21 protein-coding genes are annotated in these 24468 nt (G+C 71.3%); 9 read left to right on the top strand and 12 right to left on the bottom strand.

Features of this window, described 5'->3' with window-relative positions; genetic code table 11:
- Window positions 1–77 precede the first annotated feature (77 nt).
- A complete protein-coding gene (locus ACFRKB_RS28195) occupies window positions 78–3302 on the bottom strand; it encodes an NACHT domain-containing protein (protein ID WP_383109329.1) in 3225 nt (1074 codons plus the stop codon).
- Window positions 3299–3652, bottom strand: coding sequence for a trypco2 family protein (locus ACFRKB_RS28190; protein WP_383109328.1), 354 nt, complete (start codon window positions 3650–3652; stop codon window positions 3299–3301). Before ACFRKB_RS28190 ends, ACFRKB_RS28195 begins: the two co-directional genes overlap by 4 nt.
- A 482-nt stretch (window positions 3653–4134) precedes the next feature.
- Here ACFRKB_RS28190 and ACFRKB_RS28185 point away from each other — a divergent pair, with 482 nt between their 5' ends.
- On the top strand, window positions 4135–4815 hold the full coding sequence (locus ACFRKB_RS28185; protein WP_383109327.1) for a M23 family metallopeptidase: 681 nt from the start codon (window positions 4135–4137) through the stop codon (window positions 4813–4815).
- Here ACFRKB_RS28185 and ACFRKB_RS28180 read toward each other — a convergent pair.
- Complete coding sequence (locus ACFRKB_RS28180; protein ID WP_383109325.1) at window positions 4805–5383, bottom strand: TetR/AcrR family transcriptional regulator; 579 nt, start codon at window positions 5381–5383, stop codon at window positions 4805–4807. The genes ACFRKB_RS28185 and ACFRKB_RS28180 overlap by 11 nt on opposite strands.
- A gap of 121 nt (window positions 5384–5504) precedes the next feature.
- Here ACFRKB_RS28180 and ACFRKB_RS28175 point away from each other — a divergent pair, with 121 nt between their 5' ends.
- Window positions 5505–7121: an MDR family MFS transporter gene (locus ACFRKB_RS28175; RefSeq protein ID WP_383109324.1), complete on the top strand. Its 1617-nt coding sequence runs from the start codon at window positions 5505–5507 to the stop codon at window positions 7119–7121.
- A 175-nt stretch (window positions 7122–7296) separates the two neighbouring features.
- Window positions 7297–7737, top strand: a complete 441-nt coding sequence (locus tag ACFRKB_RS28170) for a VOC family protein (protein ID WP_383109323.1) — start codon at window positions 7297–7299, stop codon at window positions 7735–7737.
- 43 nt (window positions 7738–7780) lie between these two features.
- Here ACFRKB_RS28170 and cseC read toward each other — a convergent pair whose 3' ends face one another.
- From cseC to ACFRKB_RS28140, 6 genes are all read right to left on the bottom strand, one after another.
- Window positions 7781–9091, bottom strand: coding sequence for a two-component system sensor histidine kinase CseC (cseC, locus tag ACFRKB_RS28165; protein ID WP_383109322.1), 1311 nt, complete (start codon window positions 9089–9091; stop codon window positions 7781–7783).
- Window positions 9088–9792: a two-component system response regulator CseB gene (gene cseB, locus ACFRKB_RS28160; RefSeq protein WP_383109320.1), complete on the bottom strand. Its 705-nt coding sequence runs from the start codon at window positions 9790–9792 to the stop codon at window positions 9088–9090. Before cseB ends, cseC begins: the two co-directional genes overlap by 4 nt.
- Before the next feature lie 17 nt (window positions 9793–9809).
- Window positions 9810–10466, bottom strand: a complete 657-nt coding sequence (locus ACFRKB_RS28155; RefSeq protein ID WP_383109319.1) for a hypothetical protein — start codon at window positions 10464–10466, stop codon at window positions 9810–9812.
- The gene (locus tag ACFRKB_RS28150; RefSeq protein WP_383109318.1) at window positions 10454–11107 is read right to left on the bottom strand and encodes a SigE family RNA polymerase sigma factor; all 654 of its coding nucleotides are present in this window, start codon (window positions 11105–11107) and stop codon (window positions 10454–10456) included. Before ACFRKB_RS28150 ends, ACFRKB_RS28155 begins: the two co-directional genes overlap by 13 nt.
- Window positions 11108–11256: 149 nt before the next feature.
- Complete coding sequence (locus ACFRKB_RS28145; RefSeq protein ID WP_383109317.1) at window positions 11257–12183, bottom strand: HhH-GPD family protein; 927 nt, start codon at window positions 12181–12183, stop codon at window positions 11257–11259.
- Between the two features lie 202 nt (window positions 12184–12385).
- Window positions 12386–13036, bottom strand: a complete 651-nt coding sequence (locus tag ACFRKB_RS28140; protein WP_383109316.1) for a phosphatase PAP2 family protein — start codon at window positions 13034–13036, stop codon at window positions 12386–12388.
- Window positions 13037–13213: 177 nt separating this feature from the next.
- Here ACFRKB_RS28140 and ACFRKB_RS28135 point away from each other — a divergent pair, with 177 nt between their 5' ends.
- Window positions 13214–14077, top strand: coding sequence for a hypothetical protein (locus ACFRKB_RS28135; RefSeq protein WP_383109314.1), 864 nt, complete (start codon window positions 13214–13216; stop codon window positions 14075–14077).
- Between the two features lie 94 nt (window positions 14078–14171).
- Here ACFRKB_RS28135 and disA read toward each other — a convergent pair whose 3' ends face one another.
- Together disA and radA are read right to left on the bottom strand one after the other, a co-directional pair.
- A complete protein-coding gene (disA, locus tag ACFRKB_RS28130) occupies window positions 14172–15296 on the bottom strand; it encodes a DNA integrity scanning diadenylate cyclase DisA (RefSeq protein ID WP_030354428.1) in 1125 nt (374 codons plus the stop codon).
- Window positions 15297–15340: 44 nt separating this feature from the next.
- Window positions 15341–16750 carry a DNA repair protein RadA gene (radA, locus tag ACFRKB_RS28125; protein WP_365974470.1) on the bottom strand — a complete coding sequence of 470 codons (1410 nt, stop codon included), beginning with the start codon at window positions 16748–16750 and terminating at the stop codon, window positions 15341–15343.
- A gap of 230 nt (window positions 16751–16980) precedes the next feature.
- On the opposite strand from radA, the gene ACFRKB_RS28120 reads away from it, so the two are divergent.
- The gene (locus ACFRKB_RS28120) at window positions 16981–18885 is read left to right on the top strand and encodes an RNA polymerase sigma factor (RefSeq protein ID WP_383109313.1); all 1905 of its coding nucleotides are present in this window, start codon (window positions 16981–16983) and stop codon (window positions 18883–18885) included.
- A gap of 24 nt (window positions 18886–18909) precedes the next feature.
- Here ACFRKB_RS28120 and ACFRKB_RS28115 read toward each other — a convergent pair whose 3' ends face one another.
- Window positions 18910–19803, bottom strand: coding sequence for a hypothetical protein (locus ACFRKB_RS28115; RefSeq protein WP_383109312.1), 894 nt, complete (start codon window positions 19801–19803; stop codon window positions 18910–18912).
- 40 nt (window positions 19804–19843) lie between these two features.
- On the opposite strand from ACFRKB_RS28115, the gene ACFRKB_RS28110 reads away from it, so the two are divergent.
- The 4 genes from ACFRKB_RS28110 (at window position 19844) to ilvD (ending at window position 24345) form a co-directional block, all read left to right on the top strand.
- Window positions 19844–20776 carry a Ppx/GppA family phosphatase gene (locus tag ACFRKB_RS28110; RefSeq protein ID WP_383109311.1) on the top strand — a complete coding sequence of 311 codons (933 nt, stop codon included), beginning with the start codon at window positions 19844–19846 and terminating at the stop codon, window positions 20774–20776.
- Window positions 20777–20798: 22 nt separating this feature from the next.
- Entirely contained in the window at window positions 20799–21722 is a 924-nt protein-coding gene (locus ACFRKB_RS28105) for a sugar phosphate isomerase/epimerase family protein (RefSeq protein WP_383109309.1), read from the top strand.
- A 5-nt stretch (window positions 21723–21727) separates the two neighbouring features.
- Window positions 21728–22330, top strand: coding sequence for a TetR/AcrR family transcriptional regulator (locus ACFRKB_RS28100; RefSeq protein WP_383109416.1), 603 nt, complete (start codon window positions 21728–21730; stop codon window positions 22328–22330).
- Between the two features lie 164 nt (window positions 22331–22494).
- A complete protein-coding gene (gene ilvD / locus ACFRKB_RS28095) occupies window positions 22495–24345 on the top strand; it encodes a dihydroxy-acid dehydratase (protein ID WP_383109308.1) in 1851 nt (616 codons plus the stop codon).
- Window positions 24346–24468: the final 123 nt, after the last annotated feature.

Genomic DNA, 24468 nt, shown 5'->3' with positions numbered 1-24468 from the left:
AGGGCCGAGTGACCGAAGGGGCTGCCCCGGACCGTGTTTCCCACGGCTCCGGGGCAGCCCCTTTCGCATGGGCCCTGCTAGCCGCGTACGGTCAGCCGGTCGCCGAAGGGCTCGCCTCCGGTGATGGTGGGCGGTACGGCGTGCCTGAGCGACACGATGTCCACCCGGAGGCCGCGCAGGCTCCGCAGGGGTGTCAGATCCAGCTCCCGGCTCTCCGGTACCTCTGTGGTGATTTCGAGCAGTGAGAGGGAAGGAAAGATCTCGGCGAGATGTGCCAGTCCCGCATATCCCGACCGGACACGCACTCTGAGATCGCTGACCTGCCGAGCGGGGGCCACGCGTCGGCCGCTGTGGACCAGCCAGACGCATGAGCCGAGCGACAAGGTGAGGAAGCGGAGCGAGGACCACTCCGGGAGCGAGGAGAAGTCGATCGGTTTATCGCACTCGACGATGAGGCTCTCCACCTCGGTGTGTGCGGTGGGCAGTTGTTGTGCGCGCGGCGATTCTCCGTAGCTGAGCCGCAGCCCCTTCAGTTTCGGCATCCGATGGATGGGGGAGAGATCCGCGTGCGTCAGCCGGCCCACGTCCATGCTGAGCTCTTCGATCGATGACTCCCGCAGACCCGAGAGGTCTTTCAGAGCTGAACAGCCGGACAAACCAAGCTGGTTCAACTGCGGCAGTTCACGGAGGAACGACAGCTCGTCCAGTCCATTGTTGGAGCGGATGAGCAGCCGTCCGAAGTCAACGCCCGGAAGAAATGAGCGGAGTTGTGCTCCGTCGCAACTGTCGAAGAGGAGCCCGAGTGATTCGACGGCGGGCAGTTCGCGAAGGTGCCGCATTTGCTCGATACCGGGCACGACGAGATGCGTCTCCGCCAACCGCATGCGGGCCAGAACCTCCCGCGCGTACTCCTCCGCCGGGAATCGGCTCCAGCTCATCGCGAACTGCGACCGTACCGAGACGCTTTCGTGCAGCGCGTACCGGCGCGCGGAGGGAATGGCCTCCGGCCCGCCGATTTCGCAGATGAGACGGGCGACGCGTTCGGCTGTCACCGAATCGACATCGGCCGGTCCGGGAAGGAAGGGCAGTACATAAGGCCCCAATGAGGCGAGCGCTTCCTCCGGCGCCATCGGGTGGGGCGGAAGAATGGCGCGGACATGTGTGGCGACCTCTTCGGCGACCGTCTCGTCCACCACGACGGCATTCAGGAAACAGCGGGCCGCGAGTACGTACAGCGCCTCGCGCCGCGTACGGTCCGAGGCCGCCTCCCCGGCGGCGAGCAGGCCGCCGATCAGCCCCTGGATCTCCTGGGGGCGGCAGTGGCCGACCGCCAGCAGAATCGTGTCGTGCCAGCGCTCGTCATGGGCGTTCTGGAGCAACTCCATGAGCGATCCGCCCTCGATGAAGGCACGGGCCGCCAGATAGTCCTGGAAGGTGCGGTGGATGAACTGGACCGCCCTGTCGCCGCGTTCCTGGAGGAGGCCGCTGCGGTTCAGCAGATGCGTGAGCACGGTCGCGGCCGAGCCCTGCGCGCTCACCTGGGGCAGCCGCCGCATCGCCACCTCGATCTGGCGCTCGGCGTCCTGGTGCGAGAGCTGCGTCTGACCTGCCCGTACCAGCCAGACCGCGATGGACTGCAACAGTTCCTGGTGCTCCTCCAGGCCCATCGAGATGCCTTCTGGACGGCTGATGTCGCGTTGGCTGTCCCGGCCGCCGAGGAGCATGGCCAGCGTGGAGCGGTAGAGGTCCCAGCGGGTGTCCGGGAGGAGGCCGCCTCTGCGGCGGTGCAGGGCGCAGATGACCGCGCAGAGCAGCGGGGTCTGGGCGAGGGCGAGCAGGGAGGCGTTCTGCCGGAACCGCGTGCGTAACTCCGCTTCCAGCTCGCGCAGTTCGGCCTGTTCGGCGGCGGCGCGCGCCGTGTCGGGGTAGCCTTCGCACTCCCGTCGCGCGGCTCTGTGCCAGGCCGTGACGAACACCTGGATGTCCTCGTCGCGCATGGGCAGCAGGTGCAGCTCCTCGAAGCCCTCGGACCTCAGCCAGTCCTGCCCGACGGCGAGCGGCCGTACGGTGGTGAGGCAACGGGTCCCGGGGTAGAGGTCGAGCAGCTCGGTCAGCCACGTACGGGCCTTCTCGCGCTCGGCGGGCGGCACTTCATCGATGCCGTCGACCAGCAGAAGGGCCCGGCCGGCCGCCAGCACCCGGCTCGCCCAGCCGTCGGGCGCCCGCCCCGCCGGGATCTGTGCCGCGGTGTGGAGCCGGTCGAGGTCCGCGAGGTCGGTGCCGCGGGCGTGCAGCGTACGCAGCGGGACGACGAACGGTACGAGCCCGTTGAGATCCGCCAGTTCGGGGTCGAGCGTGCCGCACGCGGCATGGGAGGCGAGCCACCACACGAGGGTGGTCTTGCCCGCGCCCGCCTCGCCGCGCAGCAGCGTACGGGGCCGGTCCGCCAGCAGATCGTCGATCCGGCGGGGTAGGGCGGGGGCGGACCGGAAAGGGACCCGCGGGTTGGGGACGAGTGCGTCCCGCTGTCCCGCCTCCAGGCTCAGATAGGCCGTGTCCAGGTCCCAGCTCGTCTCGTGCGTACCCAGCTCGTCGATCCCGAAGACGCGGGTCTTGCGGTACCGGGCCCGGAGCGCCCGCGCGTACTGCTCCTCGAAGCGCTGGTCCCCGGGGTGGAAGTCGGTCACCGGCTCGGACCGGAACGAGTCCAGGAGGACACCGGTGGCCAGGATCCGCTCCATCGGAATGCCCTCGATCCGCAGATGGCCGCGCCCGCGCGGGACCTGCGTGACGATGCCGAGCAGCACCGGGCCCGCGAAGACCGGTGAGCCGGACAGGCCCTGGAGCGGAGACGTGCCGTCGTGGCGCTCGGCGGCCGGCGCGTGGTCCAGCTCACAGACGAGGACGGAGCGCAGCGCGCCGGCCGAGGGCAGTACGGACGCGCGGTACTGGTCCAGCTCCAGGGCGCCGTCGGCCCCGTACCGCTGGACGTCGGGGAATCCCACGATCTGGCAGTGCGGGAGCGGCGAGGTGGTGGCGAGCGCGCCGATACGGAGCCGGCCGAGCGGGGCGGCCCGTTCCGCGTCGATGAGGTCGTGCTCGGTGAAGAGCAGGGCCGTGTCGAGGGACGTGTCGCGCCACTGGACCTCCGCGACGGCCTGCCCCGCCCGGTCGGGGTGGGCGACCAGCGGCCTGTCGTTGTCGCCGACCACATGCGCGCAGGTCAGGACCAGTCGCGGGGTGAGCAGCACGCCCGTGCCCTGGGTCTGTCCCCGTACGGCGACGACGCGGGCGGCGCTCATCGCGCTCCGCGGCCGAATCCGGCCGTACTGCCCTGGTCCTCGTTGCCGACCTTCCAGGGCGCGCCGGTGCGGGCGTCCCGGGGTGTCAGGGTGAACGCGACCCTGTGCGTGCGGCCCGTGGTGCGGGTGGCGTCCGCGCCCGCCTCCACCACCCATGCCTTGACCTTGGCCCCGCCCTTGATCTCCTTGCGCAGCTCCAGCGTGAACTCCATCTGGATGTCGCCCACCTCGAAGGACAGGGGCCGGTCCGTGGCGCGGGTGGCGGCGTCGAGGAGCTGGTCGCGTACGGACTCGATGGCGTCGGCGAGTTCGATGCCGTCGATGTCATGGCCGTCGGACGGGGCGGTCATGGTGGTGTCCCCCTTGGGCGGGATTCCCGCGGTACGCGGCGGTGGGTGGTTGCCGTGGAGCGGCCGGAGCAACCGGGACTTTGGTCCTGAATCGGAAGGCATTCCTACCCACCGGCCGTGACAAGCAGCACAGGCGTTTCCGACCCTACTAGCCGCGATAGTGGCGGCGCCGGGCGTCGGGCGGGACGTTCGGCCTTGCCGTGGGCGGGTCTTTCGGCGGGAGGGGGGCGGGGGATCCGGGCGCCTGGCACGGTTGCCCGTCCGATGGGTGTTTCACGTGCGGTTAAACAGGTTTAAATCGGCACATAGTGCACCACTGTGGCGCGCCGATCGAGGGCGTCAAGAGGCGTACTGCCGCAGGGATCGCTACGACGTGATGCCGTAGATGGGGTGTTTTGGGATGAGGTGGGGTCCGGGTTACCAAGGTGAGGCCAGCCCGGCGCTCGTGTGCCGGGTCCCTTGATGCCCGGAGGTTTACCCGTATGTCGCAGCGCAAGCTGTCCCGTCTGACCCGACCGTCCGTCCTTCGTACCCGTGCCGGTGTCCTGGCTGCCGGACTCGGAGTGTCGCTGGCGGCCGGAACGGGGGCCGCGTTCGCCGCGACCGGTGGTGACGCGGCCACCGGCGCCACGGCCGCCGGCTCGAACGTCTCGGCTGTCGCGCACCAGGCCGCCGTCCACGCCAAGCCCGCCTCCAAGGCGGACGACGCCAAGGCCAAGGCCGCGGCGAACGCCAAGAAGGCCCGCTCCTGGACCGACCCGGTCAAGCGCTACCAGCTCAGCGCCGGCTTCGGGCTCGGCGGCAACAGGTGGGCGCACAAGCACTCCGGCCAGGACTTCGCGGTTCCGGTCGGCACGCCCGTCCACGCCGCCCACAGCGGCACCGTCGTCAAGGCCGGCCCGAACGGCGCCGGTGACGGCCCCGCGTACGGCAACGCGATCGTGATCAAGCACAAGAACGGCACGTACTCGCAGTACGCGCACCTGTCCCAGGTCAAGGTGTACGTGGGCCAGAAGGTCACGACCGACAAGGTGATAGGACTCTCCGGCAACACCGGTAACTCCAGCGGTCCGCACCTGCACTTCGAGATCCGTACGACCCCGAACTACGGCTCGGCCGTCAACCCGGTCCCGTTCCTGCGCTCGGTGGGCGTCAAGGTGTGACCCGATGAGCCTGGCTCATCAACTCGATGGAGACCTCCAGGATGGCCTTGCGCTTCTCCTCGGGGTCTCCTTCGACGTCCTTGAGGGCGAAGGTGCCCGCGTGCATCGTGAAGAGCGCGCTGACGCAGCGGACCCGGTTCTTCAGGGACGCGTCCGGGTCCTGGATGAGATCGAGCATGCCGATCATCCGTTCCTTGAACGTATGGCCGATGCTCAGCTCGCGGACGGTCGCCTGGTTCTCCTGCATGAAGCGGAAGAGCGGGGCCGCGCCCTGGAGCGCCGCGCTGTAGCGGCGCAGGATCTCCTGCTTGGTCTCCAGGGTGTGCGGCTGTGCGGCGCCCCAGGCGATCAGCTCGTCGAGCGGGCGCGACAGATCCTCGAAGAGGCTGATCAGGATGTCTTCCTTGGTCTTGAAGTGGTAGTACAGCGCCGCCTTCGTGACCTCCAGCCGCTCGGCGATCTCCCGTAGCGATGTCTTCTCGTATCCCTGCTCGGCGAAGAGCTCCAGCGCGACGTCCTGGATGCGCTGGCGGGTGTTTCCCCGCCGAGGGTGCTGTGTGCTGCCCATGGGTGCTCTCCCGAGAAATAACTTACTTGACGCCCGGCAAGTAGAGGTCTACTTTACCCCAGTGTAGTCAGCTTGCCGGGCGGCAAGTAAGTACCAGGGGAAGTACAGGGGAGTGGGGACGATGAGTCCGACCGGGAAGCAGACGAAGCAGCCAGAGGGCCCGGAGAGCGCGGAGAAACCCGCGCCACAGCCGCGCAGTGTGCGCGTGGTGCTGCTCGCGCTCATGATCGCGATGCTGCTCGCGATGCTGGACAACATGATCATCGGTACCGCGATGCCGACCATCGTCGGCGAGCTGGGCGGCCTCGCCCATCTGTCCTGGGTGGTCACCGCGTACACCCTGGCGACCGCCGCCTCCACGCCGATCTGGGGCAAGCTCGGCGACATATATGGCCGCAAGGGCGTCTTCCTCGCCTCGATCGTGGTCTTCCTGATCGGATCGGCGCTCAGCGGCATGGCCCAGGACATGGGCCAGCTGATCGGCTTCCGGGCCGTCCAGGGTCTGGGCGCCGGCGGTCTGATGGTCGGCGTCATGGCGATCATCGGCGACCTGATCCCGCCCCGGGAGCGCGGCAAGTACCAGGGCATGATGGCGGGCGTCATGGCGCTCGCGATGATCGGCGGACCGCTGGTCGGCGGCACCATCACCGACCACCTCGGCTGGCGCTGGAGCTTCTACATCAACCTCCCGCTCGGCGCGCTGGCGCTCGTGATGATCACGGCCGTCCTGCACCTGCCCGTCAAGGACCGGGCGAAGGTCACGATCGACTATCTCGGTGCCGCGCTGCTGACCGTCGGCATCACGGCGATCGTGCTGGTCACCACCTGGGGCGGTACGGAGTACGCCTGGGGCTCCGCGATGATCATGGAGCTGATCGCGATAGGCGTGGCCTCCCTCGTCGGCTTCGTCTTCGTGCAGACCAGGGTCCCCGAGCCGATCATGCCGCTGCACATCTTCCGCAACCGCAACTTCTCGCTGATGTCCGTGATCGGCTTCCTGACCGGCTTCGTGATGTTCGGCGCGGTGCTCTTCCTCCCGCTCTACCAGCAGGCCGTACAGGGTGCCTCGGCCACCAATTCCGGGCTGCTCCTGCTGCCGATGCTGCTGTCGATGATGGTCGTCTCGCTGATCGCGGGCCGGGTCACCACCAGCAGCGGCAAGTACAAGATCTTCCCGATCCTGGGCGGCGCCCTGATGGTCGTCGGCCTGTTCCTGCTGGCGCAGATGGACACCGGCACCTCGCGGCTGACCTCCGGCCTCTACATGGCCGTCCTCGGCGCGGGCATGGGCTTCCTGATGCAGATCACCATGCTCGTCGCGCAGAACAGCGTCGAGATGAAGGACATGGGCGTCGGCTCGTCCACCACCACGCTCTTCCGTACGCTCGGCGGCTCCTTTGGCGCGGCCATCATGGGCGCCCTGTTCACCAGCCGGGTGCAGGACGAGATGGCCGCCCGCGCCGGGGCGGGCGGGGCCGGTGCCACCGAGCAGTCGACCCAGCTGGACGCGGCGAGCCTGGCGAAGCTGCCGGAGCTGGTGCGTGAGGCGTACCAGCACGCGGTGTCGACCGGTACGCACGCGGCGTTCACGCTGGGCGCGGCGGTCGCGGTGATCGGTTTCGTCGCGGCGTTCTTCGTCAAGGAGGTCCCGCTGCGGGGCGGGGAGCCGAAGCCGGCCGACGCGGCCGACGAGGCACCGGCCCCGGCGGCGGACGGCAGGATCACACAGTCGGCCTGAGCCCTCCGGCGTACGACTCACGGCTCGGCACACGGCACACGGCACACGGCCCCCGGCGCGCACCAGCGCCGGGGGCCGTTGTCAGTGGTGCGTGTCAGCATCGGGGTGTGGACAGTCGCCCGCCGACGGGGCAGGCCCGCCCGCCACCGGTACCGCACGTCCGAAGGAGCGCCTCATGATCAAGGGTCTCGCCATTTCCACCGTCTGGGTCCTGGACCAGGACCGGGCCAAGGAGTTCTACACCGAGAAGCTGGGCCTGGAGCTGCGTATGGACATGACGCTCGGCGAGGGAGGGATGCGCTGGGTGACGGTCGGCGCGAGGGACCAGCCCGAGGTGGTGCTGACCCTCATGGTCCCGGGCAGCCCGGCGATGGACGAGGAGTCCGCCGCCGCGGTCAGGGCGCTCGTCGCCAAGGGTGTGCTGGGCGCGGGAGCGCTGGCCACGGACGACATCCACGGGGACTACGAGCAGCTCAGGGCGCGCGGGGTGGAGTTCATCCAGCCGCCGCAGGAGCGTCCGTACGGTACGGAGGCGATCCTGCGGGACGACTCCGGCAACTGGTTCTCGTTCACCCAGCCGCGCGACGGCCTCGACCTCGACAAGGAATGGGCCTGACAACGCCCCGGGACGGGCTCGGTCCGGCGGCTTTGGAGCGGCTTCACTCCGGCAGCTTCAGAATCGGGAAGCTGCCGGTCGTCGTGGGGGCGTGCTCCGGCAGCCAGAGGACCGCGATCGCGCCGCCGTTGCCGTCCCGGCCCTCGATTCCCTCGGGCATCGCGTTCCGGAAGGTCAGCCGCGCTCCGAGGACCCGGGCCTGGCCCGCCGCGATGGTCAGGCCGAGCCCGTGGCCGTGGCCCGCGCGGTCGGTCGCGCCCGTACGGAAGCGGCTCGGGCCCTCCCGCAGCAGGGCGTCCGGGAAACCGGGGCCGTGGTCCCGTACGCGCACCACCCGGCCCTCGACCGTCACCTCGACCGGCGTCCCGCCGTGCTTGGCGGCGTTGGCCAGCAGATTGCCCAGGATGCGTTCCAGCCGGCGCGGATCGGTGCTGACCCAGGACTCGTGCACGACCTTGACCTCGATCGCGGGGTCCAGCGCCCGCACCCGCCGCTCGACGAACTCGCCGAGGGCGATCTCCTGGAGCTCGGCGCGCTCCGAGGCGCTGTCGAGCCGCGCCACCTCCAGGACGTCCTCGACCAGCGTGCGCATGGCCTGGGCCCGGTCCCGTACCAGCTCGGTGGGGCGGCCGGGCGGCAGCAGCTCGGCGGCCGTCAGCAGGCCGGTCACCGGCGTGCGCAGCTCATGGGCGATGTCCGCGGTGACCCGGCGCTCGGCCTCGATGCGTTCGTTCAGCGCGTCGGTCAGCGCGTCCACCGCGCGGGCCAGCTCATCCGTCTCGTCCCGTACGACGCCGCCGACGGCGTCCCCGACGCGCACCTCCGTATTGCCCTGCGCGACCCGCCCCGCCGCCGCGGCGGCCTTGCGCAGCCGCCGCGAGAGCTGCCCGCCGATCAGCACACCCAGGGCGCAGCCCCCGAAGACCACCGACACCGAACCGATGATCAGAGACCGGTCCAGATCCTTCATGATCGTCGTGGAGTCGGGGAATTTGCTGTGCAGCGAGAGCACCGTTCCGTTGCTCAGCGGGACGGCCGCCCAGACATCGGGCACACCGCTCGCGGTCTCCTCCACATGGGTCGCGCGCCGGCCCTGCTTCATCTTCGCGCGCAGATCGCGCGGGAGCGTCGCGTCATTGAGCTTCGTGCCGAGCTTGGGCTCCTTCGTGGAGTCGTACATCCGCTGCGCGAACAGCAGCCGCTCCAGCTGCACCTCGCGCGCGTTGTCGAGCATCGAGACCCGCGCCGAGTTGTGCACCACCAGACTCAGCGCCAGCGCGACCAGCGCGCCGACCGCCGCGATCGCGATGCTGATCTTCCACCGGACTCCGGTGCGCAGGGCCGGCCGCTTCATGCCTTGAGCTTGTATCCGAAGCCGCGGACCGTGTCGATCCGGTCCTGACCGATCTTGGTGCGCAGCCGCTGGACATGGACGTCCACCACCCGGGTGTCACCGCCCCAGCCGTAGTCCCAGACCCGCTCCAGCAGCCGGTCGCGGGAGAGCACGGTCCCGGGGGCGGACGAGAACTCCAGCAGCAGCCGCATCTCCGTCGGCGTCAGCGCCACCCGCGTGCCTCCCTTGCGTACCTCCATGCCCTCCGTGTCGATCTCCAGATCGCCGAAGAACAGCCTCCCGTGCTCATCGGGCCCGCTCGCTCCGCCCTGCTCCCCGGCGGGCCCGCCCGCGTGTCCGAAGCGGCGCAGTACGGCGCGGATCCTGGCGACCAGCACCGCGCCGTCGAAGGGCTTGGTCACATAGTCGTCGGCACCGGCCTCCAGCCCGAGCACCACATCGATCGAGTCGGCGCGGGCGGACAGCATGATCACGGGCACGGTCGACTCGTCACGGATACGCCGGCACAGACTGACCCCGTCCAGCCCCGGCACCATCACATCGAGCAGGGCGATGTCAGGACGGTCCGCGCGGAACGCGTCGAGGCCGGACAGCCCGTCCGGCCTGGCGGTGACCACGAAGCCCGTGCGCTCCAGCGCCAGCTGGGTGGCTTCGCGGATGACATCGTCGTCCTCGACGAACAGGACATGGGTCTCGGCCATCCCGTGGTTCTCGGCTCTCAGTTGTCGCTCGGGGCGTGTTCGGTGACGGACGAGCCGTCGCCGCCCGCCGCCCTGCTGTAGTCGTTGCGCACCCGGTAGCGCTCGCTGAACTTGGTGTCGGCCCAGCTGTACGTCACGACGTCCTCGCCGGACGGGAAGGACAGCGGATCGCCCTTCGCGTACACCTGCTGGGTCACGACCAGCTCACCACGGTCGATCGTGGCGTAGACGGCGGGCTCCTCCGCCGCGAAGACGTTCTGGTACTCCTCGTTCCGCTCGCGGTACACATACGTCCCGACACCCACCGAGTCGGCGCACGTCATCACGTTGACCACCAGATCGGGCGCCGTGCCGCCGGTCAGATTCCCGTACGAGGTGTCCACCGGGTACGTGCCCTCGCCGCACGGGCGGAGATCGGCCTTGATCCGCGGACTGACCAAGGGGTCCTTCCGGAGCAGCGCCACCGCGTTGACGGTCTTGGCGGGGGCCGACGCGGGCGCCGTAGGGGTGGCCGCGCCCCGCTCCACGGGGGAGGTCACCGCCGCGCCCTCGTCCCTGGTCCCCGTACCACCGGTCGAACAGCCGGACGCGAGCAGGCCGACGGCGGCGAGCGCGGTCAGTGCCGTACCCACCGCGAAGCCCCCCGGCCGCCCCGGGTCTCTCAGGCCGCGCACCTCTCCCGCCCCCGCTCCTCGTGGCCGCCGCGTGTGCCGCGAGAGCCCCGCCCGTCACCTCTGTCGCTCCCGCCGCTCCTGCCACGACGGAGATCCGACCGCTCCGGCGCGTGGACCTCCGGGTCCTGGCCGTCCGGTCCCCGGCCGGCGAGTTCCCGGCTCTCCAGCTCCTGACGGAGCCGGGCCAGCGCGCGGTGCAGTGTGCTCTTTACGGTACCCGCCGACATCCCGAGCGCGGCAGCCGTCTCCTCCGTGCTCATCTGCTCCCAGTGCCGCAGTACCACCACGCTGCGCTGCTTGGGCGCGAGCACCCCCAGGATGTCCATCAGCAGCGCCCGGTCGGCGCGCTGCTCCGTGCCGTCGTCGATGCTCGCGTCGGGCAGCTGCTCGGTGGGGACCTCTTCGAGCTTGCGGGCGCGCCACCACTCCGTACGCGTGTTGATCATGACGCGGCGCAGATAGGCGTCGGCGAGCGACTTGTCGGCGATGCCGTCCCAGCGTCCGTACGTACGGGCCAGCGCGGTCTGGAGCAGGTCCTGTGCGTCGACCGGGTCGGGCACGAGGCGCCGGGCGCTCCGCAGCAGGGCCTCCTGCCGGGTACGTACGTATTCCTCGAATCCGAGCACCTCGCCCTGCGCCATGCCGACCGCCTCCGACCCCGTGACCATTCGTGCCGTTCGCTTACGGCACCGAAATTACGGAGCGCTTGTCACGGGGCTGTGCGGGACAGCCGTCGGCGGACGCACGGCTGTCCATCGGTTGTGTAACGGCGGCGGCGAGGCCGACGCGGTCAGGCCCGGCCCTGCGGCAGCCGGTAGACCCCGTTCTCCAGCGGCTCGACCAGCCCGTCGGCGACCAGCCCGTCCAGTGCCCTGGCCCGCTGCACCGGCTCGTCCCAGACGGCGTCCAGGACCACCTGCGGCACCGGCGCGACCGCCTCGCGCAGGACGGCGAGCAGCTTGCCGCGCACCTGGCGGTCCGTGCCCGCGTACGTCTGGCCGCGCCGCGCGGGCCCTTCGTACGCGGGCTTCCCGGCCAGCCGCCAGGCGCACCGGTCGGCGATCGGGCAGCGTACGCAGCCCTCGTTCTTCGCCGTGCAGATCAGCGCGCCCAGCTCCATGGAGGACGCCGCCCAGCGCGCGGCGGTCGGCGCGTCCTCGGGCAGCAGCGAGCGGGCCAGCTTGCGTTCGGCGGCGGTGGTCGCGTTCGGCGGGTACTGGACACCGGCCACGGCGCGCGCGAAGACACGGCGCACATTCGTGTCGAGCACCGCGTGCCGCTGTCCGTACGCGAACGAGGCCACGGCCGCGGCCGTGTACTCGCCGATCCCGGGCAGCGAGAGCAACTGCCCGTGCTCGCGCGGTACGTCGCCTCCGTGCCGCTCCGTTATCGCCTGCGCGGCGCCGTGCAGCCGCAGCGCACGGCGCGGATAGCCCAGCCGGCCCCAGGCGCGGACCGCCTCGCCGGGGGCCTCGGCGGCCAGATCGGCGGGGCGCGGCCAGCGGCTGAGCCACTGCTCGTACACCGGGAGCACCCGGTTCACCGGGGTCTGCTGGAGCATGAACTCGCTGACCATCACCCCCCAGGCGCCCGCTTCGGGGCGGCGCCAGGGCAGATCGCGGGCGTTCGAGTCGAACCACGCGATGACGGGGGTGTGGAGGGCGGCCGGATCGACGGCGGTCGGGGAGGACGCGGTGTGCGCGGAGATAGCAGTCATGGCAGCTCCGATCCTGGCATGTCCCGGGCCGTGGAGGGCGCGGCAGGCGCGGGCGGGGCCGAGGTGTCACGCGCCCGGTCCCGCGCACGCCCCACGTTCGCCCCCGCCCTCCGGGTCCCGCACGCCCCCTGGTCACGCCCCCTGGCCGCGCCGAGCTTGATCACAAACACGTGATCACAAGCACGTGATCAGGCGCGCTTGATCAGGCGCGCTCGGTCACGGCCAGGTGATCGGCCGTACGTGCCGGCTGCCCCGGTCCGGCGAGCAGGAGGGCCAGGCTCGACCCGCTCGTCCGCATCGTCCCGACCAGCGCGCCCACGGGCCGCGCCGCCGCCAGGACCACCACCGTCGCCACCACGCCGCCGAACACCAGCCCCACCGCCACGTCGTGCGGATAGTGGACCCCGACGAAGACCCGGGAGAACGCCATCAGCAGTGCCATCGGGACGGTGAGATAGGCGAGCACGGGACGCGCGACGGCCAGTGTGATCGCCGCCGCTCCGGCGATCGTGGCGTGGTTGCTGGGGAACGACCAGTCGCCCACCGGCGGACAGGGGATGAGCGAGGCACCGGCTCCGGCGACCGCCCGGCACGGCCTCTCCTCCGTCAGCGCCGACTTGGTCAGCTCGCTGCACACATACGCGACGGCGGTCGCGAGCGGGGCGAGGACCGCCACGGCCACGGCGCGCGCGCCGGCCGGTCGCGCGGACCACCAGACCGCTATGAAGAGCACGCCGAACAACAGCAGTCCGGCCTCGGTCCATAGCTCTGCCAAGTGTTGGAACCAGGAGGGGGTCGTACGGGCGAAGTCGGTGATATCGCGATAGAGATCGCTTGTTGCGCTGCTGTTCATGAGAAGAACGTACAGAGATCATCAGCAGTTCCCCGCACCCGATGGCCGGGGTGTACCCCTGACGAAAGAAGAAGTCCCGCTCTCTGGCGCCCGGTCCGTGATGATGATCCGTAAAACTTGCGAGACGGGCGGCATGGGGGGCGGGAGTTGGCGCCGATCTCTCGTACAGTTTGCGCCGTGGGATCTTTGCGCAATCCGGTCGGGCCGCTTCCCTCCACCATCTACTGGCGACGGAGGGCAGTAGCGGCGACGCTGATCGCGCTGCTCGCGTTGCTCGTCGTATGGGTCGTCACGTCCCGTGGGGGTGACACCAAGAACAGCGGCGACACGGCGGACGGCGCCAATCCCGCGACGTCCATCACCCCGGGCCCCTCCGGTTCCGGCCCCGCGATCAGTGAACAGCCGGGCGGGCGCGACGAGTCGGAGTCGACCGACGGGACCGGTGACGGCCAGGGCGGTACGGACGGCGGCACCGACGGCGGCAAGAACGGTGACACCGGCGGCGCCGGCGGGGCCGGTTCCGGTGGTACGGACGGCGCGGCGGACACCGGCGGCGCGAGCGGCGGCGGTACGGCGGGCAGCGTCGGCGGAGGGGGATCCACCAGCTCCGGCCGGCAGGTACCGGCCGGCTCCGGACTGCCCAACTGCCCGCCGAGCGCGCTGACCCTGCGCCTCAGCACGACGAAGGTCGCCTACGCGCCCGGCGAGAAGCCCGCGTTCCGGCTGATCGCCACGAACACCTCGGACACCACCTGCAAGGCCGACTTCGGACCGAAGGCCATGGTGCTGACGATCACCAACGCGGACGACGACGAGGTCTGGTCGTCCCAGGACTGCCCGAAGACCGGCGGGGTGCTCTACGAGGTCCCCGCGGGCGGCACGGTCACCCGCACGATCGAGTGGGACCGCAGGCAGAGCGCGCCGCAGTGCGCCACGCCGCCCGCGGCGGCGGTGGGCCCCGGAACGTATCTGGTGGAGACCAGGACCTCGGTCGCCTCGGTGAAGCAGGGCCAGGCGTCGATCCGGCTGGAGAAGGACTGACAGCGGTCGCACACGCGCGTACGGCGGCGCCCCGGCCTCACTTAGGGCCTGTCCGGGCCGCCGCCGTCATGTACGTACGCCGCTGAGGGCGTCGCTATACGTAGCGCTCCAGGATCGAGGACTCCGCCAGCCGCGACAGCCCCTCGCGCACGCTGCGCGCACGCGCCTCGCCGACGCCGTCCACCGTCTGCAGATCGTCGACGCTCGCCGCCAGCAGCTTCTGGAGGCCGCCGAAGTGCTCGACCAGCCGCTCGATGATGGCGCCCGGCAGCCGCGGCACCTTGGCCAGCAGCCGGTAACCGCGCGGCGAGACCGCGGAGTCGAGCGTCTCGGGCGCGCCGCTGTAGCCCAGCGCCCTTGCCACGATGGGCAGTTCCAGCAGCTCGGGATGGGTCAGCGAGTCCAGCTCGCCGAGCGCCTCGTCGACCGTACGGGAGCGCTTCGCGGTCGGCTCGGGAACGTAGTCCCGCGCGACCAGATCCCGTTCCGGCTCCACGCCCGCGATCAACTCGTCCAGCTGGAGCGAGAGAAGCCGGCCGTCGGTGCCCAGCTCGACCACGTACTCCGCGATCTCCGTGGCGATCCTGCGCACCATCTCAAGACGCTGGGCGACGGCCGTCACATCCCGGACCGTGACCAGGTCCTCGATCTCCAGCGCCGAGAGCGTGCCCGCGACCTCGTCGAGACGGAGCTTGTACCGCTCCAGCGTCGCCAGCGCCTGGTTCGCGCGCGACAGGATCGCCGCCGACTCCTCCAGGACCCGGCGCTCCCCGTTCACGTACAGCGCGATCAGCCGCATCGACTGCGATACGGAGACGACGGGGAAGCCGCACTGCTTGGACACGCGGTCCGCCGTGCGGTGCCGCGTGCCCGTCTCCTCCGTGGGGATGGAGGACTCCGGGACCAGCTGGACGCCGGCCCGCAGGATCTTGGTGATGTCCTTGTCCAGGATGAGCGCGCCGTCGAGTTTGCACAGCTCGCGCAGGCGGGTCGCGGTGAATTCCACGTCCAGCACGAAACCGCCCGTGCACATCGACTCGACGGTCTTGTCCATGCCCAGGACGATCAGACCTCCGGTGTTACCGCGCAGGATCCGCTCCAGGCCGTCGCGCAGCGCCATGCCCGGCGCGACAGCGCTCAGGGAGGCGCGCATCAGCGCTTCGTTGCCGGAGCCCGCGCCGGACTTTCCGGGCGCTGATGCCCGGTCGTTGGCTGCCACTGCACTCCTCCGGCTCGTACGGATGGGCGAGACCAGGGCAAAGTCTACCGGCGAGCGTTCTCTTCCCGTGGGGCGTCCGCGCGACCGCGGCGCGGCAGCACCCTGAGAGCATCACCCATGTCGGCGACTTCCATGACCTTCATACCGGCCGGGATCTTCCCCGGATCGGTGGGAACAAGCGCCTGCGTGAAGCCGAGACGGTGGGCCTCGGCCAGCCGGCGCTGGACGCCCGTAACCCGTCTGACCTCGCCCGCCAGCCCGACCTCACCGATCGCGACCAGGTTCTTCGGCAGGGGCGTATCGCTGGCGGCGGACGCCAGCGCGAGGGCGATCGCGAGGTCGGCGGCGGGCTCGGTGAGCTTCACCCCGCCGACCGTGGCGCTGTAGATGTCGCGCTTGCCGAGCGCGCTGATCCGGCCGCGCTGCTCCAGCACGGCGAGCATCATCGAGACCCGGGAGGTCTCCAGGCCGGAGGTGGTGCGCCGGGGCGAGGGGATCTGCGAGTCGACCGTCAGCGCCTGCACCTCGGCGACGAGCGGCCGGCGCCCCTCCAGCGTGACGGTCAGGCAGGTGCCGGGGACGGGCTCGTCGCGCCGGGTGAGGAACAGCCCGGACGGGTCGGCGAGGCCGGTGATCCCCTCGTCGTGCAGCTCGAAGCAGCCGACCTCGTCGGTCGTCCCGTAGCGGTTCTTGATCCCCCGGACGAGCCGCAGTCTGGCGTGCCGGTCGCCCTCGAACGACAGCACGACATCCACGAGATGTTCGAGCAGCCGCGGCCCCGCGATCGCGCCGTCCTTGGTGACATGCCCCACCAGGAGCGTGGACATGGCGCGCTCCTTGGAGGCCCGGATGAGCGCGCCCGCGACCTCGCGGACCTGGGCCATACCGCCTGGGGCGCCCTCGATCTCGGGCGAGGCCACGGTCTGGACGGAGTCCAGGATCAGCAGCGACGGCTTGACCGCGTCGAGATGGCCGAGGACGGCGGAGAGATCCGTCTCCGCGGCCAGATAGAGATGGTCGTCGATGGCCTTGATCCGGTCGGCGCGCAGCCGCACCTGGCTGGTGGACTCCTCGCCCGTCACATAGAGCGTGCGGTGCTCGTCACTGGCCGACTTCGCCGCGACATCGAGCAGCAGCGTCGACTTGCCCACGCCCGGCTCGCCCGCGACCAGCACGACGGCGCCCGGCACCAGCCCGCCGCCGAGCACCCGGTCCAGCTCGTCCACGCCGGTGGAGCGCGCGGTGGCCGTACGGGCGTCGACCTGGCCGATCGGCAGCGCGGCGGTGGAGACCCGGCCCGCCGCCGTGGTCCGTACCGCGGGCGCGCCGTACTCCTCGACCGTGCCCCACGCCTGGCATTCGGGGCAGCGGCCGAGCCATTTGGCGGTCGTCCAGCCGCACTCGGTGCAGCGGTAGGACGGCCTGTCCTTGGCGGTTTTCGTACGGGCAGCCATGGCGTCACCGTATAGGGGCGCACTGACAGCGCGGACCAGGGAGACGCGCCGGGCCGGGAGCGGGAGCGGAGAAGGAGGGAGGCAGGAGGGAAGCAGGGCGCCGAGGCGGCGGAGAACTCATCGAAACACGCGATTCCTGTCCCCTTTTGAGGGATACCTTCACCCGTAAGGATTAAATGTGCTCAAGAGGTGTGAAGGGTGTGGGTCCCTCTGTCTAACGTCGCCGGGTGATGAGCAGCAGCCCCGACACCTCCACGCACACCACCGGCGCACACCGCACGCCCCGTCGTGCGCCCCATCCGGTGCCGCACCACCGGGCCGCGCGTTACGAGCCCTATCTCGACGGTCTGTTCACCTACTGCCTCTCCGTGCTGTGCGACCACGACGTCGCGACCGAGGTGCTCGGCGAGGTGCTGTCCATCTCCGAGCGGCAGTACGGCCGTTGCCCCTCGGGTGCCGGTGAGCGCAAGGCGTGGCTGTACGCGCTCGCCCGCTGGTCCTGTCTGCGCAGACTCACCGAGCAGCGCCGCAGCCGGCTGGGAGCGCACGCGGCCCAGCGCGAGCCGGAACCCGCGCCGGCGGAGGCGCTCGCGCCGCGGACCGCCGAGCGCCGACGGCGTGAACTCGCCCTGCTGGCCTGGCCGGAGGCCGCCGGTACGACCCCCGAGCAGCGCGAGATCCTGGAGCTGGCCGTACGCCATCAGCTGGGCCCGGCCGAGGCCGCCGCCGTGCTGTCCATGGAGCCGGCGACCGCCCGTGAGCTGCTCGCCTCCGCCGCCTGCGAGGTGGAACGCACCCGCGCCGCGCTCGCCGTCGTCGACACCGGCGACTGCCCGTCCGCCGCCCGGCTCACCGGCGACCACCAAGTGCTGCTCTCCGCCGCGCTCCGGCGCGAACTGGTCCGGCATGTCGACGACTGTCCGCGCTGCCGCCGCGCTGCCGAGCGCGCCGAGGCCGCCGGACCGTGGCCGGGGTCGCGCCCCTCGTCCCTCTCGAACCCGAAGCTCCCGCACGGGGCCGGCGCGCGGTCCGCCCCGCGTGCCGTGCTGCCGCTCATCCAGGCGCCCAGGGACGCCACGTACGCGGCGATGGACCGGGCCCCCCGCGCCCGGGGGGCGGCGCCGCGCTTCGGCCGCGACGGCTTCCCGATGGACCCCAAGGACCGTGCCGCCCGCCGGGACCGGCTGCGGGCGCGGGCCGTGACCACCACCGTCGTGGCGACCGTCGTCGCCGCTCCCGTGCTCGCCCTGTGGGCGGCGTACCGCGGCGCGGCGGAGACGGGGGACGGCCACGACGGCTCCTCGGTCAGCGCCGGCGCGACCGAGGGCCCGCCCTGGGCGGACGGGGAGCCGCGCGACCACTACGAGAACGCGGGCAGCGCCCGTGACGGGGCGGCCTCCGGGCAAGGGTCCGGCCACGGACACGGACACGGCCAGGGACACGGCTCCGGTGACGGCACGGGCGGGGAGGACGACACCGCGCCCGGCGTCTCGGTCGAGGTCATCAGCGACGGCCTGCCCGTCCCACCGGCCCTCCCGGGGCAGCCCGCCCTCGGCAGGCTCTCGGCCGAGGCGCGGCCCGACGGCGACACGACGGTGATCACGCTCAGGGGGTCCGGCGGCGCGCCGGTCTCCTGGACGGCGGGGACGAAGGCCCCCTGGCTGCGGCTGAGCCGCCACTACGGCACGCTCGCGCCCGGCGAATCCGCCACCGTCCGGGTCTTCGTGGACCACCGGCGCGAGCCGTCCGGGCCGTGGAGCGCGCGGGTGGCGATCTATCCGGCGGGATCCGTGGTGAAGATCTACGGCTACGGCTCCAGACCGGCGCACCCGGGACAGGCGAGCCGGCCGGGGCGCCCCGCGCTCCCGGGCCACCCCGGACGCCCGGGACAGCCGGGACAGCCCGCGGATCCCCGTCCCGGCGGGCCGACGCGGCCGGGCCCCTCCGACCCCGGTTCGCCCTCGCCTTCCCCCTCCGACCCCGGCCCCGGGCCGGTTCAGGGGTCCCCGGATCCGACCGGCTCGTCCGGTCCCGGCACCGGAGGCCCTGTCTCCGGCGATCCCCGGCCGTCCGACCCGCCCCCGCCGGGCCCCTCGGCCCCGGCCTCCCCGGACACCGGCACCCCGGGAGGCTAGGGCCTGGAGGCCGGACCCGCTCGTCTAAGTCCTGTCCGAGTCCCGTGGCGGGTCCGCCGGATGCGGTGCCACCAGCGGAAGCTCGCTCGCCATGCGCTGCTCGCACAGCTCGGCCAGCCGGTCGTACCCCTCCTTGCCCATCAGCTCGATCAGCTCGGGCCGGTACGTCTTGTACACCGGCTCGCCCGCGCCGTGCGCCGAGGTCGCCGAGGTGCACCACCAGTGCAGATCATGGCCGCCCGGCCCCCAGCCGCGCCGGTCGTACTCACCGATCGACACCTGGAGCACGCGCGTGTCGTCGGGCCGCTCGATCCAGTCGTACGTACGCCGGACCGGCAGCTGCCAGCAGACGTCCGGCTTCGTCTCCAGCGGCTCGCGTCCCTCGCGCAGGGCCAGGATGTGCAGCGAGCACCCGGCCCCGCCCGCGAAGCCCGGACGGTTCTGGAAGATGCAGGAGCCCTCCCAGCGGCGCGTCTGGCGCTCGCCGTCGTCGTCCGTCTGCGTCCAGCCGGTGGTCGTGCCCTCCCCGTGGAACTGCCAGAGGTCCGGTGTGAGCCGTGCCACATGACCGGCGACCCGCTTCTCGTCGTCCTCGTCGGAGAAGTGCGCGCCCAGCGTGCAGCAGCCGTCGTCGGCGCGCCCCGCCTGGATGCCCTGGCAGCCGCTGCCGAAGACGCAGCTCCACCGCGAGGTGAGCCACGTCAGATCGCAGCGGAAGACCTGCTCGTCGTCGGCGGGATCGGGGAATTCCGCCCAGGCACGGGCGAAGTCCAGCCCCTTCTCGTCCGGGACGTCCCGCGCGGCGGTGTCCTGTGCGTTCCGGGGCGTGTGTGCGGAGGCGCTGACGGCCTCCTCCTGCTGATGCTGCTTCTTCGGGCCCTTGGCTTTGCCCGGCTTCGCCTTGTTCGTCTTTGGCACGGGTCCAGCGTATGCGCGCGGTCGCAGTAGCGTTCCGTTCATGAGACTCGGAGTCCTCGACGTCGGTTCGAACACGGTTCACCTGCTGGCGGTGGATGCCCACCGCGGCGCCCGTCCGCTGCCCGCGCATTCGTACAAGGCGGAGCTGCGGCTCGCCGAGCTGCTCGACGAGGACGGCGCCATCGGTCCCGACGGTGTCGACCGGCTCGTCTCGACGATCACCGACGCGCTCCAGGCCGCCGAGGACAAGGGCTGTGAGGACGTCCTGCCCTTCGCGACCTCCGCCGTGCGCGAGGCCACCAACGCCGAGCAGGTCCTCGGGCGCGTCAAGAGCGAGACCGGCATCGATCTGGAGGTTCTCACGGGCGAGGAGGAGGCCCGGCTCACCTTCCTCGCCGCCCGCCGCTGGTTCGGCTGGTCGGCCGGGAAACTGCTCGTCCTGGACATCGGCGGCGGCTCGCTGGAGATCGCGTACGGAATGGACGAGGAGCCGGACGCCGCCGTGTCCCTGCCCCTGGGCGCGGGCCGGCTGACCGCGGGCTGGCTGCCCGGCGATCCGCCCGACCCCGCCGATGTGAAGGCGCTGCGCCGCCACGTACGGGCGCGGATCGCGCGCGCGGTCGGGGAGTTCTCGCGGCTCGGCAGCCCGGACCACGTGGTGGCGACGTCCAAGACCTTCCGGCAGCTGGCCCGGATCGCCGGGGCCGCGCGCTCCGCCGAGGGGCTGTACGTACAGCGCGAACTGAGCCATGCGGCACTGGAGGAGTGGGTGCCCAGGCTGTCCACGATGAGCGCGGTCCAGCGCGCGGAGCTCCCCGGCGTCTCCGACGGCCGCTCGTCCCAGCTGCTGGCGGGAGCGCTGGTCGCGGAGGCGGCGATGGACCTGTTCGGGGCCGGATCGGTGGAGATCTGCCCCTGGGCGCTGCGCGAGGGCATCATCCTGCGGCGGCTCGATCATCTCCCGACCACATAGAGGGTGCCCGTACGCTGTCTCCGTGGCAGATCCTGTGGTGCGCATCCCGGATGCGAAGGTCGCGCTCTCGACGGCTTCGGTCTATCCGGAGTCCACGGCGACGGCCTTCGAGATCGCCGCACGCCTGGGGTACGACGGCGTCGAGGTCATGGTCTGGACCGATCCCGTCAGCCAGGACATCGAGGCGCTGCGCCGGCTCTCCGACTATCACGGGGTGCCCGTACTGGCCGTGCACGCGCCCTGTCTGCTCATCACGCAACGGGTGTGGTCGACGGACCCGTGGGTGAAGCTCCAGCGGGCGCGGGCGGCGGCCGAGAGGCTCGGCGCCTCGACCGTGGTCGTGCATCCGCCGTTCCGCTGGCAGCGGCAGTACGCGCGTGACTTCGTCACCGGGATATGGCGGATGGCGGACGAGACGGACGTACGGTTCGCTGTCGAGAACATGTACCCGTGGCGCTACCGCGACCGGGAGATGCTCGCCTACGCGCCCGACTGGGACGTGACCAAGTACGACTACCGGCACTTCACCGTCGATCTCTCGCACACCGCGACCGCCCGCACCGACGCCATGGCCATGATCGACCGGATGGGCGACCGGCTGGGACACGTCCATCTCGCGGACGGCAACGGGTCGGCCAAGGACGAGCATCTGGTGCCGGGCCGGGGCGCGCAGCCGTGTGCCGAGCTGCTGGCGCGGCTGGCGGGCAGCGGATTCGACGGGCATGTGGTGATCGAGGTGAACACGCGGCGCGCGATGTCGGGCGCGGAGCGTGAGGCCGATCTGGCGGAGGCGCTGGCGTTCGCCCGGCTGCACCTGGGCGCGGCGGCCCCTTCGCCCGCACCGTCTCCGGCGTCTCAGGAGTCTCAGGAGTCTCCGGTTACGCGGTCGGAGCCGTCTTCGGGGCGCTCGCCCCGTACCGGCCCCTGGGGAGTGCGCCCGTCGTGAACGGCATGGCTCCGCGCCGCCGTGGCCGCCCCGCCCGCACGGCCGACGGCACCGGCCCCAGCGCCCAGCAGAAGATCCTCGACGCCGCCCGTACGGAGTTCGCCGAGCGCGGCTACGACAAGACCTCCATCCGGGGCATCGCCAAGGCGGCCGGGGTCGACCCGGCACTCGTCCACCACTACTTCGGTACGAAGGACGAGGTCTTCGCGGCGGCCATCGAGGTCTCCTTCGAACCGGCCCTGATGGTGCCCGCGCTGCTGGCCGGCGGACCGGACGGCATCGGGGAGCGGCTCGCCCGCTACTTCATCGGCGTCTGGGAGAACCCGGTGACCCGGGCCCCGCTGCTGGCGGTCATCCGTTCCGCGCTGACGCACGAGGCGGCGGCGAAGGTGCTGCGTACGTTCGTCCTGCGGCGGCTGCTGGAGCGCGTCGCGGAGGATCTCGACGTGCCGAACCCGACGTTCCGCGCCGAGCTGGCCGCGTCGCACATGCTCGGGATCGCCTTTCTCCGTTATGTGATCAAGGCGGAGCCGCTGGCGTCGGCGGACACGGACGAGATCATCACGATGGTGGCGCCCACGCTTCAGCGCTATCTGACCGAAGCCTGATCCGACCGGGCCTGATCCGACCGGGCCTGATCCGGCCGAAGCCTGATCCGGCCGCGGTCTGACCGAAAGCTGAACAGGCGTTCCGTATGCCGGACACGCTGTCCAGATCTTGGATCCGGGGCGTACGCTCGAAGAAGTCATTTCTGCTGAAGGAGCGAGCGACGATGCCCGAGCTGAGGTCCCGCACTGTCACCCACGGCCGCAATATGGCGGGCGCGCGCGCCCTGATGCGGGCATCGGGCGTAGCGAGCGAGGACATCGGCAAGCCGATCGTCGCGGTGGCCAACTCCTTCACCGAGTTCGTGCCCGGCCACACCCACCTCGCGCCGGTGGGCCGGATCGTCTCCGAGGCGATCAAGGCCGCGGGCGCCGTGCCGCGCGAGTTCAACACCATCGCCGTCGACGACGGCATCGCGATGGGCCACGGCGGAATGCTCTACTCCCTGCCGTCCCGCGATCTGATCGCCGACTCCGTCGAGTACATGGTCGAGGCGCACTGCGCGGACGCGCTGATCTGCATCTCCAACTGCGACAAGATCACCCCGGGCATGCTGATGGCCGCGATGCGCCTCAACATCCCCACGGTCTTCGTCTCCGGCGGTCCCATGGAGGCGGGCAAGGCGACGCTGGTGGACGGTACGGTCCGCAAGCTCGACCTGATCAACGCGATCTCGGACGCGGTCAACGAGAGCGTCTCGGACGAGGACATCCTCCGTATCGAGGAGAACGCCTGCCCCACCTGCGGTTCCTGTTCCGGCATGTTCACCGCCAACTCGATGAACTGTCTGACCGAGGCCATCGGCCTCTCCCTCCCCGGCAACGGCTCGGTGCTGGCCACGCACACGGCGCGCAAGGCGCTGTACGAGAACGCCGGCCGCACGGTCGTCGAGATCACCAAGCGCTACTACGAGCAGGACGACGCCACGGTCCTGCCGCGCGCCATCGCCACCCGCGCGGCCTTCGACAACGCCATGGCCCTCGACATCGCCATGGGCGGCTCCACCAACACGATCCTGCATCTGCTCGCCGCCGCCCAGGAGGCCGAGCTCGACTACGACCTCGGCGACATCGACGCGGTCTCGCGCCGGGTGCCCTGCCTGGCCAAGGTCGCGCCCAATGTGGCCCCCGGCGGCACGTACTACATGGAGGACGTCCACCGGGCCGGCGGCATCCCCGCCATCCTGGGCGAGCTGTACCGCGGCGGTCTGCTCAACGAGGACGTCCACACCGTCCACTCGCCGAGCATCAAGGACTGGCTGGAGACCTGGGACGTCCGCGGCGGCTCACCGTCCGACGAGGCGGTCGAGCTGTGGCACGCGGCCCCCGGCTGCGTCCGCTCCGCCGAGGCCTTCTCCCAGTCCGAGCGCTGGGACACGCTCGACACCGACGCCGCGGGCGGCTGCGTCCGGGACGTGGCCCACGCGTACTCGAAGGACGGCGGCCTGGCGGTGCTGAAGGGCAACCTCGCCGTCGACGGCTGTGTGGTGAAGACGGCCGGTGTCGACGAGTCGATCTGGACGTTCGAGGGCCCCGCCGTCGTCTGCGAGTCGCAGGAGGACGCCGTGGAGAAGATCCTCCGCAAGGAGATCGCCGAGGGCGATGTCATCGTCATCCGCTACGAGGGCCCGCGCGGCGGCCCCGGTATGCAGGAGATGCTCTACCCGACCTCGTATCTGAAGGGCCGGGGCCTCGGCAAGTCCTGCGCGCTCATCACGGACGGCCGTTTCTCCGGCGGCACGTCGGGGCTCTCGATCGGCCACGCTTCCCCGGAAGCGGCCTCGGGCGGCACGATCGCGCTGGTCAACGACGGCGACCGGATCCGGATCGACATCCCGAACCGTACGATCGAACTGCTCGTCGCCGACGACGAACTGGCGAGCCGCCGCGAGGCGTTGAACGGTGTGTACGCCCCGGCCTCCCGCGACCGCAAGGTCTCCGTGGCGCTGCGCGCGTACGCGGCGATGGCGACGAGCGCGGACAAGGGAGCGGTGCGGGACGTCTCGCGCCTGGGCTGACCTCCCTCGTTACGTACGTGGCCGTGGGGGCCGGGGGCCCCGGGGGGGACCGGGGCGGCCGGGGTGGCGCGGTCCGCGAGGCGGGGCCGCCGGCGCCCCGGGCGGCCCGCCGGCCGGCCGGCG

This window comes from Streptomyces scopuliridis, assembly GCF_042790125.1.
Classification (GTDB): domain Bacteria; phylum Actinomycetota; class Actinomycetes; order Streptomycetales; family Streptomycetaceae; genus Streptomyces; species Streptomyces scopuliridis_A.
Note: the sequence above shows the minus strand (reverse complement) of the source record. Positions and strands in the feature narration are given on the sequence as shown.

Coding starts and splice junctions, on each gene's coding strand:
- ACFRKB_RS28140 (WP_383109316.1), bottom strand. CDS start 13,036: ATGAACAGCAGCGCAACAAGCGATCTCTATCGCGATATCACCGACTTC.
- ACFRKB_RS28185 (WP_383109327.1), top strand. CDS start 4,135: ATGTCGCAGCGCAAGCTGTCCCGTCTGACCCGACCGTCCGTCCTTCGT.
- ACFRKB_RS28145 (WP_383109317.1), bottom strand. CDS start 12,183: ATGACTGCTATCTCCGCGCACACCGCGTCCTCCCCGACCGCCGTCGAT.
- ilvD (WP_383109308.1), top strand. CDS start 22,495: ATGCCCGAGCTGAGGTCCCGCACTGTCACCCACGGCCGCAATATGGCG.
- ACFRKB_RS28175 (WP_383109324.1), top strand. CDS start 5,505: ATGAGTCCGACCGGGAAGCAGACGAAGCAGCCAGAGGGCCCGGAGAGC.
- ACFRKB_RS28195 (WP_383109329.1), bottom strand. CDS start 3,302: ATGAGCGCCGCCCGCGTCGTCGCCGTACGGGGACAGACCCAGGGCACG.
- ACFRKB_RS28150 (WP_383109318.1), bottom strand. CDS start 11,107: ATGGCGCAGGGCGAGGTGCTCGGATTCGAGGAATACGTACGTACCCGG.
- ACFRKB_RS28170 (WP_383109323.1), top strand. CDS start 7,297: ATGATCAAGGGTCTCGCCATTTCCACCGTCTGGGTCCTGGACCAGGAC.
- ACFRKB_RS28190 (WP_383109328.1), bottom strand. CDS start 3,652: ATGACCGCCCCGTCCGACGGCCATGACATCGACGGCATCGAACTCGCC.
- ACFRKB_RS28100 (WP_383109416.1), top strand. CDS start 21,728: ATGGCTCCGCGCCGCCGTGGCCGCCCCGCCCGCACGGCCGACGGCACC.
- ACFRKB_RS28180 (WP_383109325.1), bottom strand. CDS start 5,383: ATGGGCAGCACACAGCACCCTCGGCGGGGAAACACCCGCCAGCGCATC.
- ACFRKB_RS28110 (WP_383109311.1), top strand. CDS start 19,844: ATGAGACTCGGAGTCCTCGACGTCGGTTCGAACACGGTTCACCTGCTG.
- ACFRKB_RS28120 (WP_383109313.1), top strand. CDS start 16,981: ATGAGCAGCAGCCCCGACACCTCCACGCACACCACCGGCGCACACCGC.
- cseB (WP_383109320.1), bottom strand. CDS start 9,792: ATGGCCGAGACCCATGTCCTGTTCGTCGAGGACGACGATGTCATCCGC.
- cseC (WP_383109322.1), bottom strand. CDS start 9,091: ATGAAGCGGCCGGCCCTGCGCACCGGAGTCCGGTGGAAGATCAGCATC.
- radA (WP_365974470.1), bottom strand. CDS start 16,750: ATGGCTGCCCGTACGAAAACCGCCAAGGACAGGCCGTCCTACCGCTGC.